The sequence below is a fragment of the Mesorhizobium amorphae CCNWGS0123 genome, from assembly GCF_001686985.1.
Lineage (GTDB): Bacteria > Pseudomonadota > Alphaproteobacteria > Rhizobiales > Rhizobiaceae > Mesorhizobium > Mesorhizobium amorphae.
Map to the genome: position 1 here is coordinate 1,838,700 of NZ_CP015318.1, position 24,126 is coordinate 1,862,825.

Sequence of the window (24,126 nt, forward strand, 5' to 3'; positions counted from 1 at the left end):
TTTGTCAGCTTTGAGACATGATCCCTACGCGTTGCAGCATACATTAAAATGTTCTACAGTCAATAAGTGATATATGAGACATCTTTTTCGATGGTAGCCGGCCAAGGCTGCCCGCAGTGGGCAGATTGTGCGCAAGATGGAGCGTCCCTTGAAGGAATTTCCTCTCCAAAGGTTATCTTCAAGATAAAGGCCATGGCTGATGCAATCACAGGATTTAGAGCCTTGGCTACGGTGACTAAATCATGATCCGAATTGCAAAATACCATAGCGATTTTGGCAATATTGAAGTCCTTCGTGCGAAGGACACAGGCGCGTTTATCTACCGTCAGGGTGGCTGCTATCAAAGTGAATGCGACCCGGATGGCGTGAGTGTCGTACCCTATATACACGCGATCTTCGGTCTTCTTGCGCAGATGCAAGCGTCCGACATCCTGATGATCGGCTGCGGCGGCGGCAGCTTGGGCACCATGCTGCACAGAGCCGGTGCACGCGTTACGATAGTCGACATCAATTCAAGCGCCTTCCAGATCGCCCACAAGTATTTCGGGCTTCCGCGCGAGATCGATTGTCATGTCGCCGACGGGCGGGATTTCCTGCGTGCCGACCGGCATCGCTACGACGCAATCGTGCTGGATGCCTACTCCGGGAGGCGTATCCCAGACCATCTGTGCGCCGAGACATTTTTCGGCCTTGTTCAGACACGCCTAAGAAACTCCTCCGGCTGCTTGCTTGCCAATGTTCATGCCCGTCACGACCTGGACATGATGCCGGATCGCGTCGCTGCTAAATTGAACAGGGTCTGGGCCGACGTGAGACTACTCGATACTCGCGGGCTGCCAGATCGCAACGCGCTTGCTATGGCAGGCAAGGTGCGCGATCTCGTGCAACCAGCCTTGCTCATGCCACCGTCGGTCGGAGCGGACGAGATCGAGCGAGATCTTAGTCTGTTGGCGTTCAGGCCCCGGCGCCTATACCGCTGAAAAGCATGAGGGCTCCGGATCATCTGACGCGAGGGGGATATCAAACCCCCGCCGAACATCACCATATTGCCGCCCGCAACAATTTTACAAAATGCCTCGTAAAGTATTGATTTTATTTAAGTATCGCAGAGCTCGATCCTCTATCGTCTGTGGACGGGTTGTTGCCTTTGCCCTGTTGCACGGTCAGATGACTAAGACGGGAGCAAATCCGCCGCCGGGTGTCCGAAAATTCGTGGTCTGGCCCTGGTAGAGGCGCGCGGCTGCGAGCAGCATCTGGCCGTCATAGGTATAAAGCCGAACGTCCATCTTGCGCGGTGCTGGTGTGCCATCGATCTCGATCATACGCTGCCCCGGCGCGGCAAATGATTGGGCCACATAGCCACCACGGGCGATCTCGGCCCACACCCCCTTCGTCACCTTGTCGCCTCGGTAGACAGCCTTGCTGCCGTGGCCGGAGAGCGGCTTGAAGAACATGTCTTTGCGGGATTGCCAGGCGGCATCCGAATTGTCGGGCGTGACCAGCGTGGTCCGCGGAACGCCGGCGAGCCGCGAGCGCATCTCCGGTGGAAGGCCGATTGCCTCCAGCGCATCCGGGTCGGACAGCAATGTCAGATTGCGCTTGCTTGCAAAGAGCGCGTGATTGTGCGGATTGGGCGTGAGCACCACGGCGCCGTCCTGATAAGCCGTTCTGAGTGCGGCATGTTCCGGGCGATCGAGTGTGAAATCGACCAGGCGATTGTAGACCAGGTCAATCTCTTGTCCGTCGAGCCGAAGCCCTCCGCCATCATATTTCAGCTCACTCGCGTCCCCGATCGTCGCCTCGATGCCGTGCCTCAGCAGCAACTGCCTGGCGAACACGAATTCGGGATAGAGATACTGCTCCTCAGGCCGATCATCGACGATCGCGATCCTTCGCGGCGAACCGGCTCCGCGCTGGCTGCGCCATTCGTTCTCGAACATCGCGACGACGCTGGTTTCGAAGTGATCGTCCCTAGCGCCGATCAACGCCCGATCGACCTCGGAACAGCAGGCTTTCTGTGCCCTGGCCAGCAAGGCATTGAGGAAAGCCCCGCCGGCGTTGGTGTTGACCTCAATCAGCTTGGGACCTTCATCGTCGAGGTGGAAGTCGTAGCCCATCAGAGCTCCAACGGGTCCAAAATCCCTCTGCGCAATTTCGGGAGCCCAGGAGAGGACGGCATCGCGGTAACCCTCTAGCCCGGCTGCCGCTTCGACGGCAACGACGATTGCCTGCATCTCATCGAGGGCGGACGCGGCGAGGAAGACCGGGACATTGGAAAACAGATGCGGCCGCGACGCCATCAAGGTTTCGCAAAAGCCGGGCTCTCCGGCTTCGCGATCCAGCGCGGCCCAAAGCGCTGTCCGGTCGAGCGTTATGCAGAAGCATTTGCGGTTAAGCCGCGTCGACAGGGACGTGCTCAGGTCCACCACGCCGGGGATCTTAAGCATGAGAGTATCTCCTCATTGCCGGCTGCCGTTTTGGCCCCAAAGTCGAACGGCCAGCCAAAGGGATCTGATCCGGATCCCATGAGACCTGACCTCACCGGTTTGTGGACATTGATTTGCGTCAAAGTGCTGGCGGGAAGTTGGGTTATGATGAGACCATGAAAGTCGCGTTGGCTCAACTTCGGTTATTGCTGTCCGTGATCCTCCTGATCGTGGGCGGTGCCGTTGCTGGTGTCATCGAGCAGGCCTCTGCAACAGGCTCTGTTGCCGACGTTGCAACGCTCTGGGCGAGCACCTCGCACAAGGTGACCTCGCACACGGTGATAGGTCACGTCGCGTCCACAGACCAGGACAAGCATTGCGCCTCATGCGATGGCTGCCTGGATTGCGTGCACTCGACCGGCTTCGGCTGTTGTGCTGCAGACATTTCCGCCAGCGAATGCGGCGTTCTTGATGATGCGCTGGTTGCAATCCGCTTCATGGCGGGCAAGGCGCTCCTGGCAACGGGCATCGACCCCGAGGCCCTCCTGCAACCTCCCAAGATTCGAGCCTGATATCGCGCAGTCGCAGCCCTAGGGACTGTTGAATCCAGCAGTGCCTGTCAAGGCTCCATAACGCGCGACCGATCCGCGAAACCATAACCAGCAGCGGCGATCTGGGCTGCCTTGCTTACCCGTTCAGAGCTCGTTTGTCGGTTAACACCAACGACAAGGAACCAGTCATGAAAACCCACCTTCGATTGATCACGCTTGCCGCATTCGCAACTCTGTCGGGTGCGGCTTTTGCTCAGACGGATCCTCACCATCCTGCGGCCGAGACACCACAAACTACGACAACGGCACCGGCCGCGGAGGCGATGCTCGGCGGGTCGCCCGAGCAGTGCACGACGATGATGTCCAAGATGCAGAAGATGATGCCCATGATGCAACAGATGATGCTGATGCACCAGATGATGCAGATGCAGCAGATGATGCAGAGCGGCGAAATGCCAGCCGGCCAGGGCGGCATGATGCCAGGCGGCCAGGGCGGCATGATGAACATGCCAATGGACACTGCCAATATGTCCGAGTCCTCCAAGGCCTACATGGATGCCATGAAGCAGATGGACGGGCCGATGATGCAGGGCATCAAGGCCGGCGATCCCGATGTCGCTTTCGTCCAGGCGATGATCCCGCACCATCAGGCGGCGATCGACATGGCCCGTGCGGTTCTGCAATTCGGCAAGGATGATCAAGTCAAGGTCTGGGCCAATCAGATCATCGCGGCTCAGCAAGCCGAAATCGCCGCCATGCAGGAATGGCTCAAGCAGCACGCGAAATGACGGGAGGAATCCATGAACAAACTCAGCATTCTGTCCGTCGGCATTGCGCTGGGCGCGACGCTGGGCCTGATGAGCATGTTCTGTGCCCTGGCTTTCGCCATCTGGGCCGACGCAACACTCGATTTCTTCGGTGCCTTCATGCACGGACTCGACCTCAGCGCGGTCAAGTCTACAGCGCCCATGAGGCCGGGCCGCGCTCTCTACGGTGTCGTCGGCCTTGGCATCGTTGGGCTGTTGGCGGGTGTCGTTTACGCCTCGATCTACAACGTCGTCGCCACCGGGCGCCGGTAGGCTTGCCGAGGATCCGGTTATGAATCCTGCAGTCAACCGTTGGCCCCTGTCGTCCGCAGCACTTGCTCTGACGGGAATGATCATCGCCGGGATCGGTATGTATTTCATCGCCCTCAGGCCACCGCTGCTTCCCGAGGATGTCCGCTACATGCACCTCTCGACCGCCGAACTCGAAGTCATCGGTCCGCGGCTTGCGATGTGGCTCACGCAGGTCTTCAGGGTCCTTGGCGGCTACGCCTTCGCCACCGGCGTTCTCCTAATCGTGCTGGCACTCACCGCGTTCCGCAGCCGTCATTCGGTCGCGGTGGCCGGCGTTCTGGTCGGAGGAGCGTCATCCATCGGGCTGATGTCGGTGGTCAACTTTACCATTGGCTCCGACTTCAAGTGGCCCCTGTTCGTCTTCGCGACGATCTGGGCCCTGAGCATCATCTCGTTCGCCTTCGAAGGTTACGCCTCGTCCGCGGTGTCCAGCAAAGACAAACGCTAAGAATTAAGGAACCCAATCATGAACTCCAACACTCACGACATGTCCGATCCCCCGATCGGCTCCGAACCGGAGCCACAGGTCGAAGTAGGATCGAATGGATTTTGGGTATCGAACACCGGGATGGTCACGATCGCTTTCCTGCTGATCGCAGCGTTCTTCCTGCTCACTGAGCATCGGGCCCATACCCTTGGTGCGCTTCCCTTGTTGCTACTGCTTGCCTGCCCTCTGCTCCACATCTTCATGCATCGCGGCCACCACGGGCATGGAGGTCACGGGGGACATTCCAGTCACCAGGAAACCAGGCCGGGCGCACAAGGGGGCACCGCCCACAAGAAAGGAACATGACCATGGTCGAGCAATCTCCCACCTACGGCCTCTGGGGCCTGGCTATAATCAACTCGGCGGTTTTCATCTTGTTCGCATTCAGCTTCTTCAAGCCGCGAACCGGCCGTGAATGGCGCTCCTTCGGTGCATTCAGCGCCTTCCTGGTGGCGCTGTTCGCCGAGATGTATGGCTTTCCCCTGACGATTTACTTGTTATCGGGGTGGTTGCAGTCACGATACCCCGGCATCGACTGGTTCTCGCATGATGCCGGTCACCTCTCGGAGATGATGTTCGGCTGGCGTCTCAATCCGCATTTCGGCCCGTTTCACGTTCTCAGCTTCTTCCTGATCGGTGGCGGATTCATGCTGATCTCGACTGCTTGGCCGGTGCTCTACGAAGCACAGCGTCACAATCGCCTCGCAACGAGCGGCCCATATGCCTCCATCCGGCACCCGCAATATGTCGGCTTCGTCCTCGTCATGGCGGGCTTCCTCGTGCAATGGCCGACGCTGCTGACGCTGGCGATGTTTCCCATTCTGGTCGGCATGTATGTGCGGCTTTCCTTCATCGAGGAGCGTGAAGCGAGAAAGGAATTTGGCGACGCATACGACCGTTATGCGGCCCGTGTGCCCGCCTATTTTCCGCATCTGGCTAGGCTGTTCGGCTCTGGCGGCGAGCGCCGTGCACCTTGAGGGCAGGGCCTTGCGTGCTGAACCAAACAACAAAGTTCTGAAATCTGAGCCCGAAACCGAAGGAACCATCATGAAGCGCCGAGATATTCTGAAGGGAGCACTTGCGGGCGCAGCGGCCTTCGCGATCCCATCGCCCTTGTTCGCGGCAGTCTCCGCCATTCAGTCAGGCGGCCAGACGATTGGCATCTCCCGCCGCACGATCGAAGTGAACGGCAAAGCTGCAAGCGTCTTCGGCCTGCGAGGGGCCGACGGCGTGCCTGGCCTGCGCTTGCGGGGGGGCGATGCCTTCAACGTCCTGCTTCGAAACGAGACTGCCGAGCCGACGATCATCCATTGGCATGGGCTGACGCCGCCGTGGCCGAGCGACGGCGTCGCCGACGCGCCGCTGCCGCTGATCGGCGCTCGAGCCGACCGCAGTTTCAATTTTCCGGTCGGCGAGCCCGGCACCTTTTGGATGCACGCCCATACCCTGCAGGAACAGTTGCTGCTCGCTGCTCCGCTCATCGTCGCCGATCCCGCCGATGACGCAAAAGACGAGCAGGAGGTTGTCGTCCTGCTCCACGATTTCTCGTTCTCGTCGCCGGAGGAAATGCTGGCCGGGCTGCTGACTAAGAATACCGGCGGCTCCATGCCGATGGACGGTATGGACATGTCGGGAGCGCAAACCGACGCCATGGCAGGGATGAACCATGGCGGCATGGCGGCCGATATCAACGACATCGACTATGACGCCTATCTGGCCAATGACCGGTCCCTGAACGACCCTGAGATCGTGCCGGTCGAACGAGGCGGACGCGTGCGGGTGCGGATCATCAATGGCGCCACGGCAACCGCTTTCACAATGGACTTCGGCGAGCTTGAAGGCGAGCTGATCGCGGTTGACGGTCAGCCCGTCGAGCCGATCCGGGTTCGGCGGTTTCCGCTCACAATGGGACAGCGCATCGATGTGCGCCTGCAGTTGCCGCGCGACCTCAGCTCTTCCTTTCCGATCCTGGCGCTGCGCGAGGGAAGCAAGGAACGGACCGGAATTGTCCTGCGTCCGACGGGGGCGGCGGTGGCCAAGCTCGGGGCGGCTGCCGATGTCGATGCTCCGGTTCTCGATCTGGCCCTCGAGGCGCAACTTCGGGCGAAGGCGCCACTTGCATCACGCCTTGCTCACAAGACGTTCGAAATGGCGCTGACCGGCGACATGGCCGCCTATCGCTGGGGTCTCGAAACCAGCGCGCCCATCCTCGTGGACAAGGGCGATCGCGTTGAGATCACGATGCGCAACGACACGATGATGGCTCACCCGATGCACCTTCACGGCCACCGTTTCCAGGTGGTCGCGATTGACAGGCAGCGCTTGCAGGGTGCGGTTCGCGACACCGTGCTGGTGCCGCCTATGCACTCGATCACCATTGCCGTGGATGCCGTCAATCCCGGCAAATGGGCATTCCACTGTCACCATCTCTACCACATGGCGAGCGGCATGATGTCGACCTTTGCCTACCGAAGCTGAGACACCGCAGTCAGAGCGATTGGTGCCACGAACAGCGGCACGGAGAATGTCGATGAAGAAGATCAATCTTGAAGTGCGCGACCTTGTCGGGATGATGGATTTCGCAGCGGTCGAAAAACGTCTCGCCGCTTTGCCGGGTGTTGCTGGTGTGGCGATGAACGCCGGCTCGACAACCGCGAGCGTCGAATTCGACGATGGGCGGACGAACCCGGAGATCCTCGCCCACGAAATCGAGGCATGCGGCTTTCATTGCCGCGGCGAGATTGTGCCCCGGCACCTGTGCATTCCCGACAGCACGACGATCCCGCCGGGGCATCCGCACGCGACCTTCGGGCATGCCGGGCATAATCATGCCGGGCACGCCGCCATGATCGAACCGGCTCCAGCGGGTGAGGGGCCAATTGCCGCCAAGGCGTCGCACGACGCCATGGCCCATGAGATGGGACACGGCGCAGGCATGGACATGCAGGGCATGGTCAAGGACATGCGCAACCGGTTCTTGATCAGCCTGGTCTTCGCGCTGCCGATCTTCGCCATGGAGCCGATGGGCCTGGGTGAGCCCTGGCTGCGTCCACCTTTCGGGACGAGCGAGGATTTGGCGATGTTTTTCCTCGCCAGCGCCGCGATCCTCTATCCTGCCTGGCCCTTCCTGGTTGCCGCCTGCCGGGCCCTGCGCAACGGCGTCCTCAACATGGCCGTGCTTGTGGTGCTGAGCGTCGGCACCGGCTACCTGTTCAGCGTCGGGTCGACCTTCTTCTTCGAGGGGCAGCAGTTCTACGAGGCGGCGAGCGTGCTCCTCGTGTTCATCCTGCTCGGCCACTGGCTGGAGATGCGCGCCCGCGCCGGGGCTTCGGCCGCGATCAGGGCACTGCTCGACCTCGCCCCGCCGAGGGCCTCCGTTTTCCGTGACGGCAAGGAAATCGAAGTTGCGACCGCGGACGTCGTGCTCGGCGACATCGTGATCCTGCGGCCCGGCAACAAGCTCCCCGTCGACGGCGAAGTGATCGAGGGCAATTCGACCATCGACGAATCGATGCTGACTGGCGAGTCGATGCCGGTGACCAAGAAGGTCGGGGATAAGGTCATCGGAGCGACGATCAACAAGAGCGGCACGCTGCGCTATCGCTCCACCAAGGTTGGCGCCGATACCGCTCTCGCCCAGATCGTAAAGCTGGTCCAAGAGGCACAGAATTCGAAGGCGCCGGCGCAACTGCTCGCCGACCGCGCCTCGCAATGGCTGGTGCTCGCCGCGATCGTCATTGGGCTTGCGACCTTCGCTGTCTGGTTCTGGTGGCTCGGCCAGCCCCTGCTTTTCGCGATGACGTTGACCATCACCGTCTTCGTCATCGCTTGTCCCGATGCACTTGGCCTCGCAACGCCCATGGCCGTCATGGTCGGCACCGGCCTTGGCGCTTCAAACGGGATCCTGTTCAAGAACGCCGCCGCTCTCGAGGAGGCAACCAAGCTCAACGTGATCGTGTTCGACAAGACCGGCACGCTCACGATGGGTCAGCCGAAGGTCGTCGAAATCGTTCCCGCCGCCGCCGCTTCTCCCGACGAGGTTCTGCAGATCGCGGCTGCCGTGGATCAGGGGTCGGATCACCCGCTGGCCGTCGCCATCGTCGAGCGGGCCAAAGACCTGAAGCTTCCCAAGATTTCTGGCTTTCTGAACATCGAAGGCAAGGGGGCCAGTGCCGCCATTGAAGGAGGTCAGGTGTTCCTCGGCAACCGGCGCCTCATGGACGAGCATGAGATCGATCTTCTGGCGCTCGGCGAAACGGCCGAGAGGCTCAAGGGTGAAGGCCGCACCGTTATTCATGTGGCGCGGTCCGGCAAGCTGCTCGGGCTCATCGCGATCGCCGATACGCCACGTCCAACCGCAATCGCAACGATTGCCAAACTGCACGAGCAGGGCGTGCGCGTGGCGATGCTCACGGGCGACAATGCCGGCACCGCCAAGCGCATCGCCGGCGCTCTCGGTATCGACATCGTTCTGGCCGACGTGCTGCCTGGGCAGAAGGCCGAGAAGATCAAGGAGTTGCAAGGGCAAGGCCTGAAGGTCGGCATGGTCGGCGATGGCGTCAACGACGCGCCGGCCCTGACACAAGCCGATGTCGGGTTCGCCATCGGTGCAGGCACAGATGTTGCTATCGAAAGCGCCGACATCGTGCTGATGAAGAGCGATCCCTACGATGTGGTCGGCGCGATGACGCTCTCGCGCGCCACGCTGCGCAAGATGCACCAGAACCTATGGTGGGCGGTCGGATACAATCTCATCGCCTTCCCGATCGCACCGGGCGTCTTCTACCCGTTCCTGCTGAGCCCCGAGATTGCCGCGCTGGCCATGTCGGGCAGCTCGGCTCTGGTGGCCATCAACGCCCTGCTGCTCAAGCGAACCAGGCTCGAAGGCATTAGGCCTGCCGCCGCATCAATGACCGAAGCCGTCGCCCACCAGCACCCGACCGGCGCTCAGGTATGAGCGTGTCGATGCAAGCTCGCCAGCCGACGTTGCGATGGGCCCTGGGCGCACTTCTCGCCTCGGCCTTTGTCGTTGCGCTTGGCTACGGAATTGTCTTGCCGGTCCTGCCGACGATGGTCGAGCGGCTTGGCGGTTCCACAGACCCGACATTCAATGCGCGACAGATTGGCTTCTTGACCGCTGCCTATGTCGCCGCGCCGGTGGGCGCCGCTTTCCTGTGGGGGAAGTGGTCGGATTTGATCGGGCGCCGACCTGTCCTTGTCGTCGGTCTGATCGGCTTTGCCGTCACCCTGGTCGCTTCGGCGCTGGCCCCAAGTCTGCTCGTTCTTTATGCCGGGCGGATCTTGAATGGCGGCTTCGCGGCTGCCGTGGGGCCAACGGCTCTTGCGTTCATTGCCGACGCCAAAGGCGAGGACGATCGCCGCACAAGGGCGTTCGGCTGGATGAGCATGGCATCAATCGCAGGCTTCCTGATCGGACCGATGCTCGGTGGCCTCGCTTCGGAACTGAATTTTGACTTTGGGGTGGCGGTTGCCCCGTCGCAGGCAGCTCCTTTCCTCCTTGCATCCGGCCTCGCTGTAGCGGCGGCCCTCGGCGTGTGGTTTGCACTGCCTCGAAAGCTGTTGCCAGGGCCTAGTGCCGAGGCGAGCAAGCGCGGCTCCTCAATGTTCGTGCCCGGAGAGATACGGCTGCTCGCTCTTGCCGCCGTGGCCGCGGCAGGGCTTGGTGCATTCGAGGTCGGGCTCACCCTGCGAAACGTCGAACTCGCCATGGGGCCTGCTGCGCTCGGCCTCATGTTCGCGACATGCAGCGTTGTCATGTTTGCGGTCCAGGGCCTGGTCTTTTCGCCGCTCGTCAAACCGGCAGCGGCAAGGTTGCTTGTGGCTCCTGCCTTCCTGGTGATGGCGATCGGTCTGGCGGTTATTCCGACAATCGCCGGCTTCAGCGAAATGCTGTTCGCCGTTTCCATTGTCGCTGCTTCGGCCGGGGTGATCAGCCCGCTGCTCGCCTACTGGGTGTCGCGCATCAGCACACGAAACCAGGGCGTGGAACTTGGCATCCAGTCGGCGGCAGTCAGTCTCGGGTTGTCGGTCGGCTCTGCGGCCTCCGGCCTGCTATTCGGCTTCCCCGGCCTGGAAGGCGCCGCCTTCTTCGCCGCTGCCGCCGTCATGGGGCTCGCCGTAATCGCTAGCCTGAAACTGCCGCTGCCGCCGTCACACAAGGCCGAGTCCTTTGTCGTTTCCAGAAGGAGTGCTTCCAAATGAATGTTTCAGAGGCCTTCAAATCAGATGTGCGCAGGAAGCAGAGCATGCTGCGTAGCCGTATCAATCGCCAGCCGCGATTGCAGGCCCGTGTCCCCAAGGACTCGAGCGGATTGAGCCGGAGCATGCGGCATGAGTGACGCCCACGGCCGGCTACGCCTCGTCCGAGCGGGCATCGACACTTATCAACAACCCGTCGTCTATATGCATCGCGATTGCGATGTCTGTCGGTCGGAAGGTTTTACCGCCCTGACCAGAGTTCTGGCGCGCAGCGGCGACCGCGAGGTGGTCGCCACGCTTAACGTGGTTGTCGACGATCATCTCGAACTGGATGTCGCGGCGCTGTCCGAGGCGGCCTGGACTCTTCTCCAACCGGGAGCCGACGCAGTCGCCGTATTCAGCCACCCAGAGCCGCCGGTCTCGGCACCGGCGTTAAGGGCGAAAGTCTTCGGCCAACGACTCTCCGAGACGGACTTCCTCGCCCTCATGCGCGACACCGTCAGCAACCGCCTCTCAGACATGGAATTGACAGCATTCGTCACGGCCTGCGCCGGCGACCGGCTCGACAATGAAGAGACGATTGCTCTGACCAAGGCAATGTTGGCGGTCGGAGAGTGCATGGATTGGGGCGCTGGCGCGATTTTGGACAAGCATTGTGTCGGCGGCCTCCCGGGGAACCGCACCACGCCCATTGTCGTTGCGATTGTCGCTGCCGCTGGTCACCGGATCCCAAAGACGTCCTCTCGCGCCATAACATCCCCGGCCGGCACGGCCGACGCGATGGAGGTTATGGCGCCGGTGGCGCTGGACCTCGAAGCCATGCGAAACGTGGTCGAGCGCGAAGGAGGCTGCATCGTCTGGGGCGGAAATGTCCGGCTGAGCCCAGCCGACGACATTCTGATCCGCATCGAGCGCCCGCTTGACTTCGACAGCGACGGCCAACTGGTCGCAAGCGTGCTTTCCAAGAAGGCCGCAGCCGGCGCCACCCATGTGGTCATAGACGTTCCCATCGGACCGACCGCCAAGGTGCGTTCCTTCGCAGCCGCCGCTTCCCTCGAGGCAAAGCTCATTGCCGCGGCGCAAGCTCTTGGGCTCAACATCACTGTCCTCCGCACCGATGGTCTCCAGCCCGTTGGCTACGGCATCGGTCCGGCTCTTGAGGCGCGGGACGTGCTGAGCGTCCTGCGCAACGCAAGGCAGCGCCCCGCGATCTCCGCAGCCGTGCGCTCGATATTGCTGGCATCTTGCTCGATTCCGCACCCGGGGAGGTGCAAGGAAACGGCCGCGCCGTGGCGTCCACGCTGCTCGACAGTGGCGCGGCTCTCCGCAAGTTTATGGCAATCTGCCAGGCACAGGGCGGCTTTACCGAGCCGGGAGTGGCCCCATACATCAGCCCAGTTTTCGCCAACCGCAACGGCCAGATTCAGGCGGTCGACAATCGTCGGCTTGCAAGGATCGCCAAGCTCGCCGGCGCGCCAGGCAGCCCACTGGCCGGAACCGATTCCCGGGTTCGGATCGGCGATAGTGTCCAGGCTGGTGAGCCTCTGTTTCATGTCCATGCCCGGTCACCAGGAGAACTGGAATACGCACTTGAATATGCTTCGGCTCATCCGGACATATTCCAGATCGGGGTCTGACGATGACCCGCCTGCTGCTTCCTTTCCCATTGCAGCGACCCTTGGCCGACTCAGTAGCCCCCTTGCTGGGTGCGCGAGCCGGGCGCCTGGAGTGGCGTCACTTTCCTGATGGTGAGTCCCTGGTGACGATTGAGGAAGACTTGCACGGTGTCGACGTCGCCCTCGTCGCCAGTCTGTGTAAGCCGGACGAGTTAGCCCTGCCGCTGCGGTTCGCGGCGGCGACGGCGCGCGATCCGTTGGTATTATTGCGCCATATTTGGCCTACATGCGCCAGGATAAGCGGTTCAATTCTGGTGAAGCTGTAAACGCACCATTGTTCGCACGATTTCTGGAAGAGAGCTTCGATTGGCTGGTGACAGCAGATCCCCATCTACACAGAATTCCCGAGCTTTCTGACCTGTTTCGCATACCGGTTCATGGGGTGACCACGGCTCCCCTGATCGCTGAATGGATTCGAGACAACGTATCCAACGCGATCCTGATAGGGCCTGACAGTGAAAGTGGCCAGTGGGTATCCGACATCGCTCACCGCGCCGGTGTCGCCTATCAGGTCTTGACGAAAACCCGCCGAGGCGACCGCGACGTCGAGGTAAGCCTTCCTTCGATCGATGCAGCTCGCAACCGAACCCCGATGATCGTCGATGACATCGCCTCGTCGGGGCGAACCATGATCGAAACCCTGGATCATTTGCGGCAGCTCGGTCTGCCTCCCGCAGTCTGCATCGTCATTCATCCGGTGTTCGCTCAAGGCGCCTACGCGCAACTATTGGCGGCCGGGGCCGACAAGGTCGTGAGCACGGACTCGATTCCACATCCGACGAATGCGATTTCTATTGCCAGCTTGCTGGCCGAGGCCAGCGCCGAATTATTCAGGAACACTTCGCCAAAGGAGAGGGCGTGACTACGACGCTCCCCTGTCTCACGGTCTTTGCTAACATCTTCCGCGGATCCAAGCCGATCAAGCAGCTGGCGTTGACCCTGGTTCAAACTCCTTCAACCAGCCACCTTCGAATCCTGCCCGTTGCAGGCCGCTTCGGATGTAGGGACACGAGCGCATCAACCGCCACACGAGGCCGCTGAGTTCGTTCTCGATCATCAGGACGACTGGGCCTTCATTGATGCCGAAATGCCAAGGCGAAATCCACCATCCGAAAGCGCTGTCGGGCGTCCCCGGATGGGTTGGATTGAAGGCCGCCTTGAAGCCATACGCGTTGGCGGCCTTGAGCTTGGCTTGATGGATGCAGAAGCTGATCGCCGGCCGGACGATTTCCGGTGCAAACGGCAAAGAAGCGGCGACGGCCCACGGAGCGAGCGTGCCATCGTCAGGACCATAGGGGACACCGCGCGCGACATAGCCCTCGAACCGGTGTTCGATGCCGTTCACCTCGAGCGTGGAAGGACCAGGCCCCTCGCTTGCAGTAATTCCCCAGCAGTGTTCACCGTAGCCTTCAAAACCGCACGGATTGTCGATAGCGTAACGTTGCTGGACGCAGGTTGCGCGTCGGCTGTTCTCGAAGTAGTCGCTTCCCTTGCTGCGCATGAAGGTATCTTGCACGCCGCGAAGATCGATCCAAACATGCGAGAGCTGGTGGATGAACAGAGGTCCCGCATAGAGGTAGTCGTAGCCGTAACATTGCTCCCATCGAAATGTCGCGGTCCAGGCCGTGTAGCTGCTCTCGGGCAGGGGGTATGTCGGCGAACCGAGCCCCAGGACATAGAGCAAGAGCGCCTCGTCATAGCCTTCCCAGCGATACTTCAGGAATCCGTGCTCCGGTGTCCAACCATGGGTGACGGTTACTCCCCCGTCCTGCGCCCAACACCAATCGGCTCGGTGATAGAGCGCCTCCGCCAAGGTGCGGATCTCGGCTTCGGCCGCGGTGTCGGCGTCGAAATACTGCCCTGCAGCCAACGCGCCCGCCAGCAGGAGCGTGCTGTCGATGGTGGACAGCTCGCATTGCCAGGCCCTCCGGCCGGTCTGCATGTCCAGGAAGTGGTAATAGAAGCCGCGATATCCCGTGGCGTCCGGCTCCGGGCCTTGTGTGCTATCCCAGAAGAAGCGCAGCGTAGTCAGAGTGCGTTCGACAGCCGCGCTCCGACTCATGAATCCGCGCTCGACTCCCACTGGATAGCAAGACAGCGCAAGGCCAGTGGCCGCGATGCTTGCGGGCCAATTCGCTTCGGTCTTGTCCAGAATGAGGCCGTTGGCAGGGTTCACCTCGTGGAGGAAGTAGTCGAATGTCTCCCGCTGCAATATCGCCAGATCGTTTTGTATGGCAGAGGCGGTCGCCGGATCGTCGGTTTCCGGAACATGCGATCGCATCTCTTTATGCTCCCGGACCGCCTTCAGGGATGTGCCACGTTCAGATGGTCGAACACCCCTTTGACGCCCCTGACGCCCTCGGCAACCACGCGGAGGGCATCCCGCTCAGTCTGCGATCCGACGGTGCCCGAAAAGTGCACCAGGCCATCGCTGACCGTGAGGGTTAGCGCGTCTCCTCTGACGCCTACGTCTTCTCGCAGCCGGGTGAGGATGCTGCGTCGGATCGCGTCGTCACCTGCCGCCGTGGCGTCGTCGAACTTTGCCGCAACGAAGACGCGCAAAAGATCAGCACGGCTGACGACACCGACCAGACGCTGTCTCCTTAAGACCGGTATGCGCTTGATGCCGTGCTCCTGCATCAGCGCAGCAATTCGCGCAATCGTGGTGTCCTCGTCGGCCACTATGACATCCGAGGTCATCAGATCCGATACTTTCCAGCTGTGGCCCTTCACATAGCTGCGCGCCTCATTCGGCAACAATGCCGGGACGCCGAGTTCCGACCTGCGCAGGAAATCGCCTTCGCTCACAACCCCAACCAGGCGCCCATCGTTGTCGACGACCGGCAGGCCACTGATGCGATGATCCAGCATGATCCGCGCTGCATGTCTTACACCGTGGTCAGGCGAGACCGTAACCACATTTACGGTCATCACGTCCTTGGCTTTCATCTGCATTCAACCCTAGGTCAGTTCAAGTGAACAGCCACCAATTGGCGACATCGTAGCGCAGACGTGCCCGGCCTCCTTTGAGGCAAATCAATACCGGCGAACCACCGATGCGGGCGACTTGGACGGTCGCTCCCACTGCTTGCCGACTGCGGATGCCGGAACACGTGACCGCCTCGATAAGGTTTTGATTTGCATCAATGTCGCGCTCACCTCGACAGGTGACTGTGGCATGCGACGCAACAGATGTCTCGAATACCGATCCCAAGCGGCCATGGCTGAAACCGTCTTCACCGCAAGAGCGCTGACCAAAACCTACACGTCAGGTGAGACGCAAGTGCTTGCGTTGCGTAATCTGGATCTTGAGATCTCGGCGGGAGAGATGGTCGTTCTGCTTGGACCATCGGGCAGCGGGAAGTCGACCCTGCTCAACATCATGGGCGGGCTTGACCATGCCACGAGCGGCCAGTTGTTCTTCAGGGATCAGGAACTGACCAACCTCGACGATCGGGGGTTGACCGCCTACCGACGGCAGCACGTCGGCTTCGTCTTCCAATTCTACAATCTCATCCCCAGCCTGACGGCTTATGAAAATGTCGCCCTGGTCACGGAGATTTCCGACCATCCAATGCGCCCGGAGGAGGCTTTGGCGCTGGTTGGACTTGAACCGAGGATGCACCATTTCCCGGCTCAACTTTCCGGTGGCGAGCAGCAGCGTGTGGCCATTGCCCGCGCGATCGCCAAGCGCCCGGATGTGTTGCTTTGCGACGAGCCGACCGGCGCTCTCGATTCCAAGACAGGCATTCGGGTAATCGAGGCGCTGCTCAGCATCAATGCCCAACTGGGCACCACGACACTTATCATCACGCATAACGCCAGCATCCAGGATGTCGCCGACCGCGTCCTGTTTTTCGCCGACGGGCAGATCTCCAGAATTCACAAGAGCGAGGTTCGTCGGACGGCCGCTGAACTTGTCTGGTGATCGGGATGCGCGCGCTGGACATCAAGCTCCTTCGCGACTTCGGGCGGCTCTGGGCGCAGGCGCTCGCCATCGCCCTGGTCATAGCCGGAGGAGTGGCGACGCTTATCCTCGCCGTCGGATCCTACCGTTCCCTCGACGAGACGCGCACCGCGTACTACGAACGCTACCGGTTTGCCGACGTCTTTGCCTCGGTAAGCCGCGCGCCAAAAACGCTTGCCGACCGGATTGCAGAGATTCCCGGTGTTGCTTCGGTCGACACCCGAATTGCCAAGCTCGTGCTGCTCGACATACCAGACTATCTGGAGCCGGCCACGGGCGAAGTCATCTCCCTGCCCGAGATCGGTGAGGCTTCGCTCAACCTGCTCTACATGCGGGTTGGTCGCATGCCGGAGCCTGGACGAGCCGAAGAGGTCGTGGTGAACGAGGGCTTTGCCCAGTCCCACGGATTTCAGCCCGGAGCCCGCTTCTCGGCATTATTGAACGGCCGAAAACGCGAGTTGACAATTGTCGGGATCGCGCTGTCTCCCGAGTTCATCTATGCGGTCGGGCCTGGCGATATCATGCCGGACGATCGCCGTTTCGGCCTCATCTGGATGTCGGAAAAAGCGCTTGCCAGCGCCTATGACCTCAATGACGCGTTTTCGTCCGTTTCGTTGAAGTTGCTGCGTGGCGCGTCAGAGAGCGAGGTCATGATGCGCCTCGACGCGATGCTCGAGCGCTACGGTGGGCGAGCGGCCTATGGCCGGAAGGACCAGCCTTCGCATGCCTGGCTGAATCACGAACTCGACATGCTCAACAATATGAGCCGGACGTTGCCACCGATCTTCCTTCTCGTGTCGGCATTCTTGGTCAATCTCACGCTCAGCCGGCTCGTCGCTCTGGAGCGCGAACAGATCGGGCTTATGAAGGCGCTGGGATACCGCAACGCCAGCATCGTCGCGCACTACCTCAAATTTGTCGTTGTCATCGTTGCGATCGGGATTGTGATCGGCAGTGCAGCGGGCACGTGGCTAGGGATGCGCATCACCAATCTCTTCGGCGATTTCTTCCACTTTCCGTTCCTCGTCTTCACCAGGAGCCAGGACCTCTATGTCATCGCCGCCGCGCTTAGTCTCGTCGCTGCAATCATAGGGGGAGTCCGCGCACTTCGGGATGTCGTGCGACTGCCGCCTGCGGTCGCGATGCAGGCGCCTGCGCCAGCGCGCTATCGGCGACTGCTGCCTGCGAGCTTCACACTCGACTACTTTATTTCGCAACCGACCACGATGATGTTGCGCAACATCACTCGCCATCCATTCAGGTCGTTGTTTACGACGCTTGGAATTGCACTGGCGACGGCCATCTTGATCGTTTCACTTTTCACCGGCGATGCGATGGAGCAGCTCATCGACGTGACGTATTTCCTGGCTGACCGCCAGGACGCCACAGTGAGTTTCGTGGAAAAACGCCCGCGGGACGCCGTCCTGCAGATCGCGCGGTTTCCGGGCGTTCTCGCCGCTGAGCCTTACCGCGAGGTGCCTGTCCGCATCAGGAGCGGAAACGTCGAGCGCCGGATCATGATCAGCGGGAGGCCGCGCGACGCCGATCTCAACCGCATCATCGACGTCCACCTACGACCGGTCGTGCTACCCGAAGCTGGCCTGGCGATTTCCAGCATGCTTGCCAAGATTCTCGGGGTGCGGGTCGGCGATTCCGTCGAGGTCGATTTGCTCGAAGGAACGCGCCGGACCGCTGTCGTCCCTGTGGCGGCGCTGGTCGAAGATTACTTCGGCATCCGCGGGATGATGGATTCGGAGACGCTCGCACGCCTGATGCGCGAAGCGCCGTCACTCAACAGCATCAACGTCAGCCTGGATCAGAACAGCGGGGAGGCGTTCTATGCGGCCATCAAGGGCATGCCTATCGTCAGCGGTCTGGCTCTGCAGCGCGTGTCGCTGGCGAATTTCCGCAAGCTGGTCGCCTTGCTCATCACGACAATGGCAAGCATCTACACCGCGTTGGCTGCTGTCATCGCGTTTGGTGTCGTCTACAACAGCGCCCGCATCTCGCTTTCCGAACGTGCGCGGGAACTGGCCAGCTTGCGCGTCCTCGGCTTCACTCGGGGTGAAGTGTTGCGCATCCTCCTCCTCGAACTCACCCTGCTCACGTTGATCGCACAGCCGCCTGGATGGGTCATTGGCTATGGACTGGCCTGGATCATGCAGAAGAACCTGGCCGGCGAATTGATGCGGGTGCGTCTGATCGTCGAGCAATCCACCTACGTCCTTGCCAGTGCGATCGTAATAGCTGCGGCCGTGCTGTCGGCACTCGTTGTTCGTCGAAGGCTCAACGAACTCGACCTCGTCACCGTTCTAAAAACACGGGATTGAACCATGCGAACGATCTGGATCAAGCGAACATTGGGTATTGTGGTCTTGATGATTTTGGCCGCCGCCGCCGTCTGGTTCGCGTGGCCGCGGCCGATTGCAGTGGATCTGGCGACACTGACGAAAGGGCCTATGGAAGTCACGATCGACGACGAGGCGAAAACGCGCGTGCGTCACGTCTATGCAGTGTCCGCCCCCATCGCTGGCAAGGTCCTGCGCATTTCTCCGCCTCTCCACATTGGGGACCAGGTCACAAAGGACGAAACTGTCGTGGCGGTGATGCAACCGACGCTCCCGAGCTTTCACGATGCGCGCACCCATGAGGAGCTGCGGGCGGCGCTGGCTGCTGCCGATGCGGCGGTAAGCCTTGCGGCAACCGAAATGCGCCGTATCGAGGCCGCGCTTGCATTTTCGCGAACGGAGTTGAGGCGGGCCGAAGCGCTTGCGCGCACTGAGGCGATCTCTCTGAAGGTCCTCGACGGAGCCAGGTTCGACGTCGAGACCAATGAAGCGGCCTTGGCAAGTGCGAAGGCTCAGCTGGAGGTTCGCCGAAACGAGCGCGACAGCGTTGCAGCACGGCTAGGTGAACAGTCGGGGGCCGTCCCGGATCCAGATCCGGCCTGCTGCATACAGTTGCGCGCTCCCGTGACAGGCAGCGTCCTGAACATCATTCAGGAGAGCGAAGGTGTGGTTCAGGCCGGTGCACCGCTGATCGAAATCGGTGACCCGCTCGATCTCGAAATCGTCGCGGACCTCCTGTCGACCGACGCTGTCCTGATCAAGCCAGGCGCGCCTGTCTGGATCGACAACTGGGGTGGATCGCCGGTCCAGGGCCGCGTCGAACGCGTCGATCCGGCGGGCTTCACCAAGATTTCCGCACTCGGCATCGAGGAACAACGCGTCCGCACGACCGTCGACTTCACCGACCCTCCCGCAAAATGGTCGGCACTGGGACACGATTATCGGGTGATCGTGCATGTCACGATCTGGAAGGCCGTAGACGTCCTGACCGTGCCGGTGGGCGCCCTGTTCCGACAAGGGGACGACTGGGCGGTATTCGCGGTCAGGGATGGCCGTGCACGGGCAACGATCATAAAGGTCGGTCAGCGAAACAATCGGACGGCGGAGGTTCTGTCAGGCCTTGCCGCAGGCGATCGCGTGGTCCTGCACCCAAGCGACAGAGTCACGGGCGGCGTGGCCGTAGCGGAGCGAGATGTCCAATAGGCTGAGCGGCAGCATGGCGCACTCTCAGGCCTTATCTTCAGCCAGTTTTTCGCAAGCCGTCCAGACTAAATCTTCCGCCGACTGCGGCAGGAGTTCGTTCTTTCCGCCAAGCCTTGGGTGTCGCGCTTCATCCTGAGCGCTTCGCTTTTCGTCAGCCAAAGCCTTTAGGCCCCCAAATGCATGATCAATTGCCCGCCGAGCGGGTTGCGGGTTCACTGTGACGGCCTACCCGAACACGAAGACTCACGAAATTCGCCGTACTTATTTCGCAAAAATCTCGCAAAAAAGTACGGTGGCTGGCTCGCTAAGCACTTGAAAAGCATGGTGAACCGAGCAGTCACTGGCGAACCAGTCTCCGTTTGATATTCCCTGACAACAGGCAAAAAGCAGGGAATTTGCGCGAAGCGCAGCGCCTTGGCAGGCGGACGATCAATATCTTGCAGTAATTTCAGTTGCTTAGCGGGAGGTCTCTGCCCCAGCCTAGCAGCGAAGTTCGACCAGATATCAGCGGAAATTCGCGGTTGCCCGTGAATTAACAGGGAAATCCGTTGCCGTTATATGGGATGCGATTGCCGTTAGCTGGGATCGAATTGTCGATATCCGGGAATGCGCTGGCGTTCTATGGGACCCGAATGCGCGCTCGCGATTTCGGGTTGAGCTTGAGCAGGAATGAAATGCCCTTACCCGGAAAAGCATACTGCCGGCACTTATTAGCGCTACAGGCGCTCGAATTTTGGGCCCGTGGCGACGAGCGCCAGAGCCTCACATCGATCCCCCATGAAGCTGGTCATTGCGATGAGTTCGATCCATTCGGTCCGCACATACTGATCAAATAGACATTGACCTTCCAGTCACTGGAAGGAATAGCGATACCGGAATACAAGGAGACAACGCGTATGAACATCGGAACCGCCTCCGAAAAGTCCGGCCTACCGCCCAAGACCATCCGTTATTACGAGGAAATCGGTCTCCTCAAGGCGGATCGAGCGGAAAACGGATACCGCGACTATTCAATGTTAGACGTGCATCGGTTGCGCTTCCTGCAGCGGTCTCGCAGTCTGGGCTTCTCGGTCGAGGAATGCCGCCAGCTCCTGTCGCTCTATGGCGACAAGGAGCGCGAGAGCGCCGATGTGAAGGCGATCGCCCAGATCAAACTCTCCGAGATCGACCGCAAGATCACGGAGTTGGCGACCCTGCGCGACACGCTCAGCCATCTGTCCACCACTGCAGCGGCGACGAGCGCCCGGATTGCCCGATCATCGACGGCCTTGCGGGAAGCGGCATGGTCCAGTGAGGCACATCGTTGTCATCGCCGCGATCCTATTGGTGACCGGCATCGCTGGAACAGCGTTGTCGGGAACAGCCGTCACCCCGATTGTCGCCGAACGCCAGGCTTCGATGAAGGCGATGGCGGACGCCGCTAAAACCATCTCCGGGGTTTTCGACGGGAAGCTGGCCTATGACGCGGCGGCGTTCAAGGCGGCGGCCGAAACCATCCGCCACCGGTCGGGAAAGGCGATGGTTGAGAGTTTTCCAGCGGGATCGTTTGGCGCACCGTCTGCTGCGAAGGTCGAGATCGACCAGTCCCGCGGGGAGTTCGCAGCCCTTGCCCGCCACCTCGAAAGCCTGGCGGCTGCGCTATCATTGGCTGCTGACAACGCACCAGACGGCATCACGGAATCGATGAGGATGGCGCCGGGGATGGCCATGGGCAGCAGCAGCCTTCTCGGAAAGCGGGCGGGTAGCGCGACCGACGCCGATCCTTCAAAAATGCCTGCCGAACATGTGTTCCACCTGATCTTGCAGGACTGCACGAACTGTCACGCGAAGTTCAGGGAAAAGCGACAGTAGAGAAGGCATCGGCTCAGCCGATGCCGAACTAGGTGACGTGGACGACAGACCGACAGGAATCCTGCCATGTTCGTACAGCCCATCGACTACTTCCTCGCAGCTTGGTTCCTTCTTGCGGGTCTAAGCACGGCCTACGTGGCCTGGGACCAGTTTCGAACCAACCCGGAGCCGGCGGTGATCCTGGTGACGCTCTATCTCGGCCCCGTTGGGCTTCTACTTTACGTTCTCGCCGATAAGGAGCCACGCCCCGGCACGCACGAAGAGACACGTCGCTCAGCGCCCACGACGTGGGCGACGTGATCGTGGCGCCTGGAATGATCATGGACTTCGACACGCCGGGCGCTTCGATGCGCGACATGGCCGCCGTCGATCCTCGGCTGACCGTTTTTGAGGCCAAGCCTGATGCGCCCGGCGCGCAGGTTCTTGAGGCTCGGCTTGAAAACGGCGTCAAGGTCTTCGATCTCGAGGCATCGGTCATCAGATGGTCCATCCTGCCCGGAGAGACGGTCGAGGCATATGCCTACAACGGCCAGGTTCCAGGCCCGACGCTGCGCGTGACCGAAGGTGATCGGGTCCGCATCAACGTGACGAACCGCCTGCCGGAAAGTACGACGGTGCACTGGCATGGCCTGATCCTGCCCAATGACATGGACGGTCCGGCGGAAATCACGCAAGCGCCGATCGAACCTGGTGGCACCTATGCCTATGAGTATACCGTCGGGCAGCACGGCACCTATTTCTACCACACGCACGACCATGTCGACCGCCAGCAATCGCTCGGTCTCTACGGTGCTCTGATTATCGATCCGAAGGATCCCGCGAACGAAATCCCCGCGGATCTGGAATACACGGTCCAGCTCCAGGAATGGCTGAAGCGGGAACGGCTGACCTATCCATCGATGCCGATGGAAGGCGGGTTCCCAAACTTCTTCACCATCAACGGCAAGGCATATCCTTCGACCGAGACGATCCGGATGAAGCTTGGCCAGACGCTCAAGGTTCGTTTCGTCTGCTCGCACACCACCGCGATCCATCCGATGCATATCCATGGCGGCCCCTTCCAGGTCGCCGCCGTCGACGGCGAGACGCTCGCTGAAAGCGCGCGGTACCTCGCCGACACCGTCAACGTCGGCCCTGGGCAACGGTTCGATGTCCTGTGGCAGGCGCAGCGGCCCGGCAAATGGCTGTTGCATTGTCATATTCCGCACCACACGACCAACAACAAACGTCGAGATGGAAGGGGGTGGCGGGCTGATGCTGGTAATCGAGGTCGAGTCCTGAGCGACTTGGGCGCCGGCAATGGATGAACTTGCCGCCTATGGCGGGCTGTTTGCCGTGGCGTTCGCCGCGGCCACCATCCTGCCGATGCAGTCGGAGGCGGCGCTTGCAGCGCTGCTGATAAACGGCTCCTTCCCGACGGCAAATCTGATCGCGGTCGCCAGCCTGGGGAACGTGCTGGGTTCAGTCGTGAATTGGGTGATTGGGCGCGGCCTTGAGCGGTTCCGCGACCGCCCCCTGGTTCCCCGCTAGCCCGGCGAAACTCGACCGAGCCATGACATGGTACCGACGCTACGGGAGATGGTCGCTGCTGCTGAGTTGGGCGCCCTTTGTGGGCGATCCGCTGACGATCGTGGCAGGCACGCTCCGTGAGCCTCTGTGGAGCTTTGTTGCGATCGTCGCTGTCGCGAAAGTCGCGCGCTATCTGGCTGTCGCCGGGGCCACGCTGAACCTGATCTAACCGACCCATGCAGCAAATAACAGCAGTTCCGTTCACTTTTGGTTGCATTGCAACAAACTGTCCGCAGGCGACCTTGACAAATCACTCGAACAATTGTCCGAAGGGCACAATGAGGAATCTCGGTCGAATCTCGATCTTAGGGAACATACCGCTCCGAGCAGTGCTGGCGGTCGTGTTCTTGGCCATGACGGCTCTTCAACCTGGTCTGTTTGCCACGGCCAATGCCACGGGTTTTCACAGCGACGCGGGGATGATTCTCCCTGCCGAAGAACACTCCCACGAGGCGGGTGGTCACGACCACGGCGCCACTGCCGACGACGTGGACACGTCAGAGCACGATCACGATACCAAGCATTCCAGCGACAAAAGCTGCGAAGTCCATTGCGCGCCTGCGCATGCCGTGCCGGTCGATTGTCCCCATCTGGAGCGGGTTGTTTCTCGCTGCTTTGCGGCCGTCGCTACCGAAACCTCGGCAGGCGGCGAGTATACGGCCCATATAAGACCTCCCAGACACCTGAGCTGACGCGCCTCTCTGGGGCGTT

The 24,126-nt window shown here is 61.0% G+C and carries 23 protein-coding genes and 3 pseudogenes; 23 read left to right on the forward strand and 3 right to left on the reverse strand.

What is annotated here, in order from left to right:
- Nucleotides 1-242: 242 nt before the first annotated feature.
- Nucleotides 243-980 carry a spermidine synthase gene (locus A6B35_RS08610; RefSeq protein ID WP_006200989.1) on the forward strand — a complete coding sequence of 246 codons (738 nt, stop codon included), beginning with the start codon at nt 243-245 and terminating at the stop codon, nt 978-980.
- Between the two features lie 183 nt (nt 981-1,163).
- Here the strand turns inward: A6B35_RS08610 and A6B35_RS08615 are convergent, their stop codons facing one another.
- Complete coding sequence (locus A6B35_RS08615; protein ID WP_006200988.1) at nt 1,164-2,447, reverse strand: ATP-grasp domain-containing protein; 1,284 nt, start codon at nt 2,445-2,447, stop codon at nt 1,164-1,166.
- 155 nt (nt 2,448-2,602) lie between these two features.
- On the opposite strand from A6B35_RS08615, the gene A6B35_RS08620 reads away from it, so the two are divergent.
- The 13 genes and pseudogenes from A6B35_RS08620 (at nt 2,603) to prs (ending at nt 13,339) form a co-directional block, all read left to right on the forward strand.
- Nucleotides 2,603-2,998: a hypothetical protein gene (locus A6B35_RS08620; RefSeq protein WP_139032188.1), complete on the forward strand. Its 396-nt coding sequence runs from the start codon at nt 2,603-2,605 to the stop codon at nt 2,996-2,998.
- Nucleotides 2,999-3,183: 185 nt separating this feature from the next.
- Nucleotides 3,184-3,765 (forward strand): CopM family metallochaperone, encoded by a 582-nt coding sequence (gene copM, locus A6B35_RS08625; RefSeq protein ID WP_244425888.1) that lies wholly within the window; start codon nt 3,184-3,186, stop codon nt 3,763-3,765.
- A gap of 12 nt (nt 3,766-3,777) precedes the next feature.
- Complete coding sequence (locus A6B35_RS08630; RefSeq protein WP_006200984.1) at nt 3,778-4,056, forward strand: DUF5676 family membrane protein; 279 nt, start codon at nt 3,778-3,780, stop codon at nt 4,054-4,056.
- A gap of 19 nt (nt 4,057-4,075) precedes the next feature.
- Nucleotides 4,076-4,543 (forward strand): hypothetical protein, encoded by a 468-nt coding sequence (locus A6B35_RS08635; protein ID WP_006200983.1) that lies wholly within the window; start codon nt 4,076-4,078, stop codon nt 4,541-4,543.
- An 18-nt stretch (nt 4,544-4,561) separates the two neighbouring features.
- Nucleotides 4,562-4,888: a DUF2933 domain-containing protein gene (locus tag A6B35_RS08640; RefSeq protein WP_006200982.1), complete on the forward strand. Its 327-nt coding sequence runs from the start codon at nt 4,562-4,564 to the stop codon at nt 4,886-4,888.
- 2 nt (nt 4,889-4,890) lie between these two features.
- Complete coding sequence (locus A6B35_RS08645; RefSeq protein ID WP_006200981.1) at nt 4,891-5,559, forward strand: methyltransferase family protein; 669 nt, start codon at nt 4,891-4,893, stop codon at nt 5,557-5,559.
- 70 nt (nt 5,560-5,629) lie between these two features.
- A complete protein-coding gene (locus A6B35_RS08650; protein WP_006200980.1) occupies nt 5,630-7,060 on the forward strand; it encodes a multicopper oxidase family protein in 1,431 nt (476 codons plus the stop codon).
- A gap of 52 nt (nt 7,061-7,112) precedes the next feature.
- Nucleotides 7,113-9,539 (forward strand): heavy metal translocating P-type ATPase, encoded by a 2,427-nt coding sequence (locus tag A6B35_RS08655; protein WP_006200979.1) that lies wholly within the window; start codon nt 7,113-7,115, stop codon nt 9,537-9,539.
- An 8-nt stretch (nt 9,540-9,547) separates the two neighbouring features.
- On the forward strand, nt 9,548-10,804 hold the full coding sequence (locus A6B35_RS08660; RefSeq protein ID WP_100084758.1) for an MFS transporter: 1,257 nt from the start codon (nt 9,548-9,550) through the stop codon (nt 10,802-10,804).
- Nucleotides 10,805-11,005: 201 nt separating this feature from the next.
- Nucleotides 11,006-11,995, forward strand: a pseudogene (locus tag A6B35_RS08665) (thymidine phosphorylase); the annotation flags it as partial.
- Between the two features lie 140 nt (nt 11,996-12,135).
- Nucleotides 12,136-12,438: a hypothetical protein gene (locus A6B35_RS36560; RefSeq protein ID WP_244425898.1), complete on the forward strand. Its 303-nt coding sequence runs from the start codon at nt 12,136-12,138 to the stop codon at nt 12,436-12,438.
- Nucleotides 12,439-12,440: 2 nt separating this feature from the next.
- Nucleotides 12,441-12,743 (forward strand): ribose-phosphate pyrophosphokinase-like domain-containing protein, encoded by a 303-nt coding sequence (locus A6B35_RS36565; protein WP_244425887.1) that lies wholly within the window; start codon nt 12,441-12,443, stop codon nt 12,741-12,743.
- Complete coding sequence (prs, locus tag A6B35_RS08670; RefSeq protein ID WP_244425897.1) at nt 12,704-13,339, forward strand: ribose-phosphate diphosphokinase; 636 nt, start codon at nt 12,704-12,706, stop codon at nt 13,337-13,339. The genes A6B35_RS36565 and prs overlap by 40 nt, the downstream gene beginning before the upstream one ends.
- Nucleotides 13,340-13,396: 57 nt before the next feature.
- On the opposite strand, the gene A6B35_RS08675 is transcribed toward prs, so the two are convergent.
- Together A6B35_RS08675 and A6B35_RS08680 are read right to left on the reverse strand one after the other, a co-directional pair.
- Nucleotides 13,397-14,758 (reverse strand): glucoamylase family protein, encoded by a 1,362-nt coding sequence (locus A6B35_RS08675; protein ID WP_006200974.1) that lies wholly within the window; start codon nt 14,756-14,758, stop codon nt 13,397-13,399.
- A 23-nt stretch (nt 14,759-14,781) separates the two neighbouring features.
- Nucleotides 14,782-15,426, reverse strand: a complete 645-nt coding sequence (locus A6B35_RS08680; protein ID WP_006200973.1) for a CBS domain-containing protein — start codon at nt 15,424-15,426, stop codon at nt 14,782-14,784.
- Nucleotides 15,427-15,697: 271 nt separating this feature from the next.
- On the opposite strand from A6B35_RS08680, the gene A6B35_RS08685 reads away from it, so the two are divergent.
- From A6B35_RS08685 to A6B35_RS08725, 9 genes and pseudogenes are all read left to right on the forward strand, one after another.
- On the forward strand, nt 15,698-16,405 hold the full coding sequence (locus tag A6B35_RS08685) for an ABC transporter ATP-binding protein (RefSeq protein WP_006200972.1): 708 nt from the start codon (nt 15,698-15,700) through the stop codon (nt 16,403-16,405).
- A gap of 5 nt (nt 16,406-16,410) precedes the next feature.
- The gene (locus tag A6B35_RS08690) at nt 16,411-18,774 is read left to right on the forward strand and encodes an ABC transporter permease (RefSeq protein ID WP_040582374.1); all 2,364 of its coding nucleotides are present in this window, start codon (nt 16,411-16,413) and stop codon (nt 18,772-18,774) included.
- A gap of 3 nt (nt 18,775-18,777) precedes the next feature.
- Nucleotides 18,778-19,995, forward strand: a complete 1,218-nt coding sequence (locus A6B35_RS08695) for an efflux RND transporter periplasmic adaptor subunit (protein WP_040582346.1) — start codon at nt 18,778-18,780, stop codon at nt 19,993-19,995.
- 896 nt (nt 19,996-20,891) lie between these two features.
- Nucleotides 20,892-21,289, forward strand: a pseudogene (gene cueR, locus A6B35_RS08705) (Cu(I)-responsive transcriptional regulator).
- A gap of 104 nt (nt 21,290-21,393) precedes the next feature.
- Nucleotides 21,394-21,846 carry a cytochrome c gene (locus A6B35_RS08710; protein WP_244897098.1) on the forward strand — a complete coding sequence of 151 codons (453 nt, stop codon included), beginning with the start codon at nt 21,394-21,396 and terminating at the stop codon, nt 21,844-21,846.
- 66 nt (nt 21,847-21,912) lie between these two features.
- Nucleotides 21,913-22,146, forward strand: coding sequence for a hypothetical protein (locus A6B35_RS37505; RefSeq protein WP_006200967.1), 234 nt, complete (start codon nt 21,913-21,915; stop codon nt 22,144-22,146).
- 47 nt (nt 22,147-22,193) lie between these two features.
- Nucleotides 22,194-23,153 (forward strand): multicopper oxidase family protein, encoded by a 960-nt coding sequence (locus A6B35_RS08715; RefSeq protein ID WP_425312829.1) that lies wholly within the window; start codon nt 22,194-22,196, stop codon nt 23,151-23,153.
- Nucleotides 23,146-23,584 (forward strand): annotated as a pseudogene (locus tag A6B35_RS08720) (YqaA family protein). Before A6B35_RS08715 ends, A6B35_RS08720 begins: the two are co-directional and overlap by 8 nt.
- Before the next feature lie 109 nt (nt 23,585-23,693).
- Nucleotides 23,694-24,107, forward strand: a complete 414-nt coding sequence (locus A6B35_RS08725) for a hypothetical protein (RefSeq protein ID WP_065518170.1) — start codon at nt 23,694-23,696, stop codon at nt 24,105-24,107.
- The last annotated feature ends 19 nt before the right edge of the window (nt 24,108-24,126 follow it).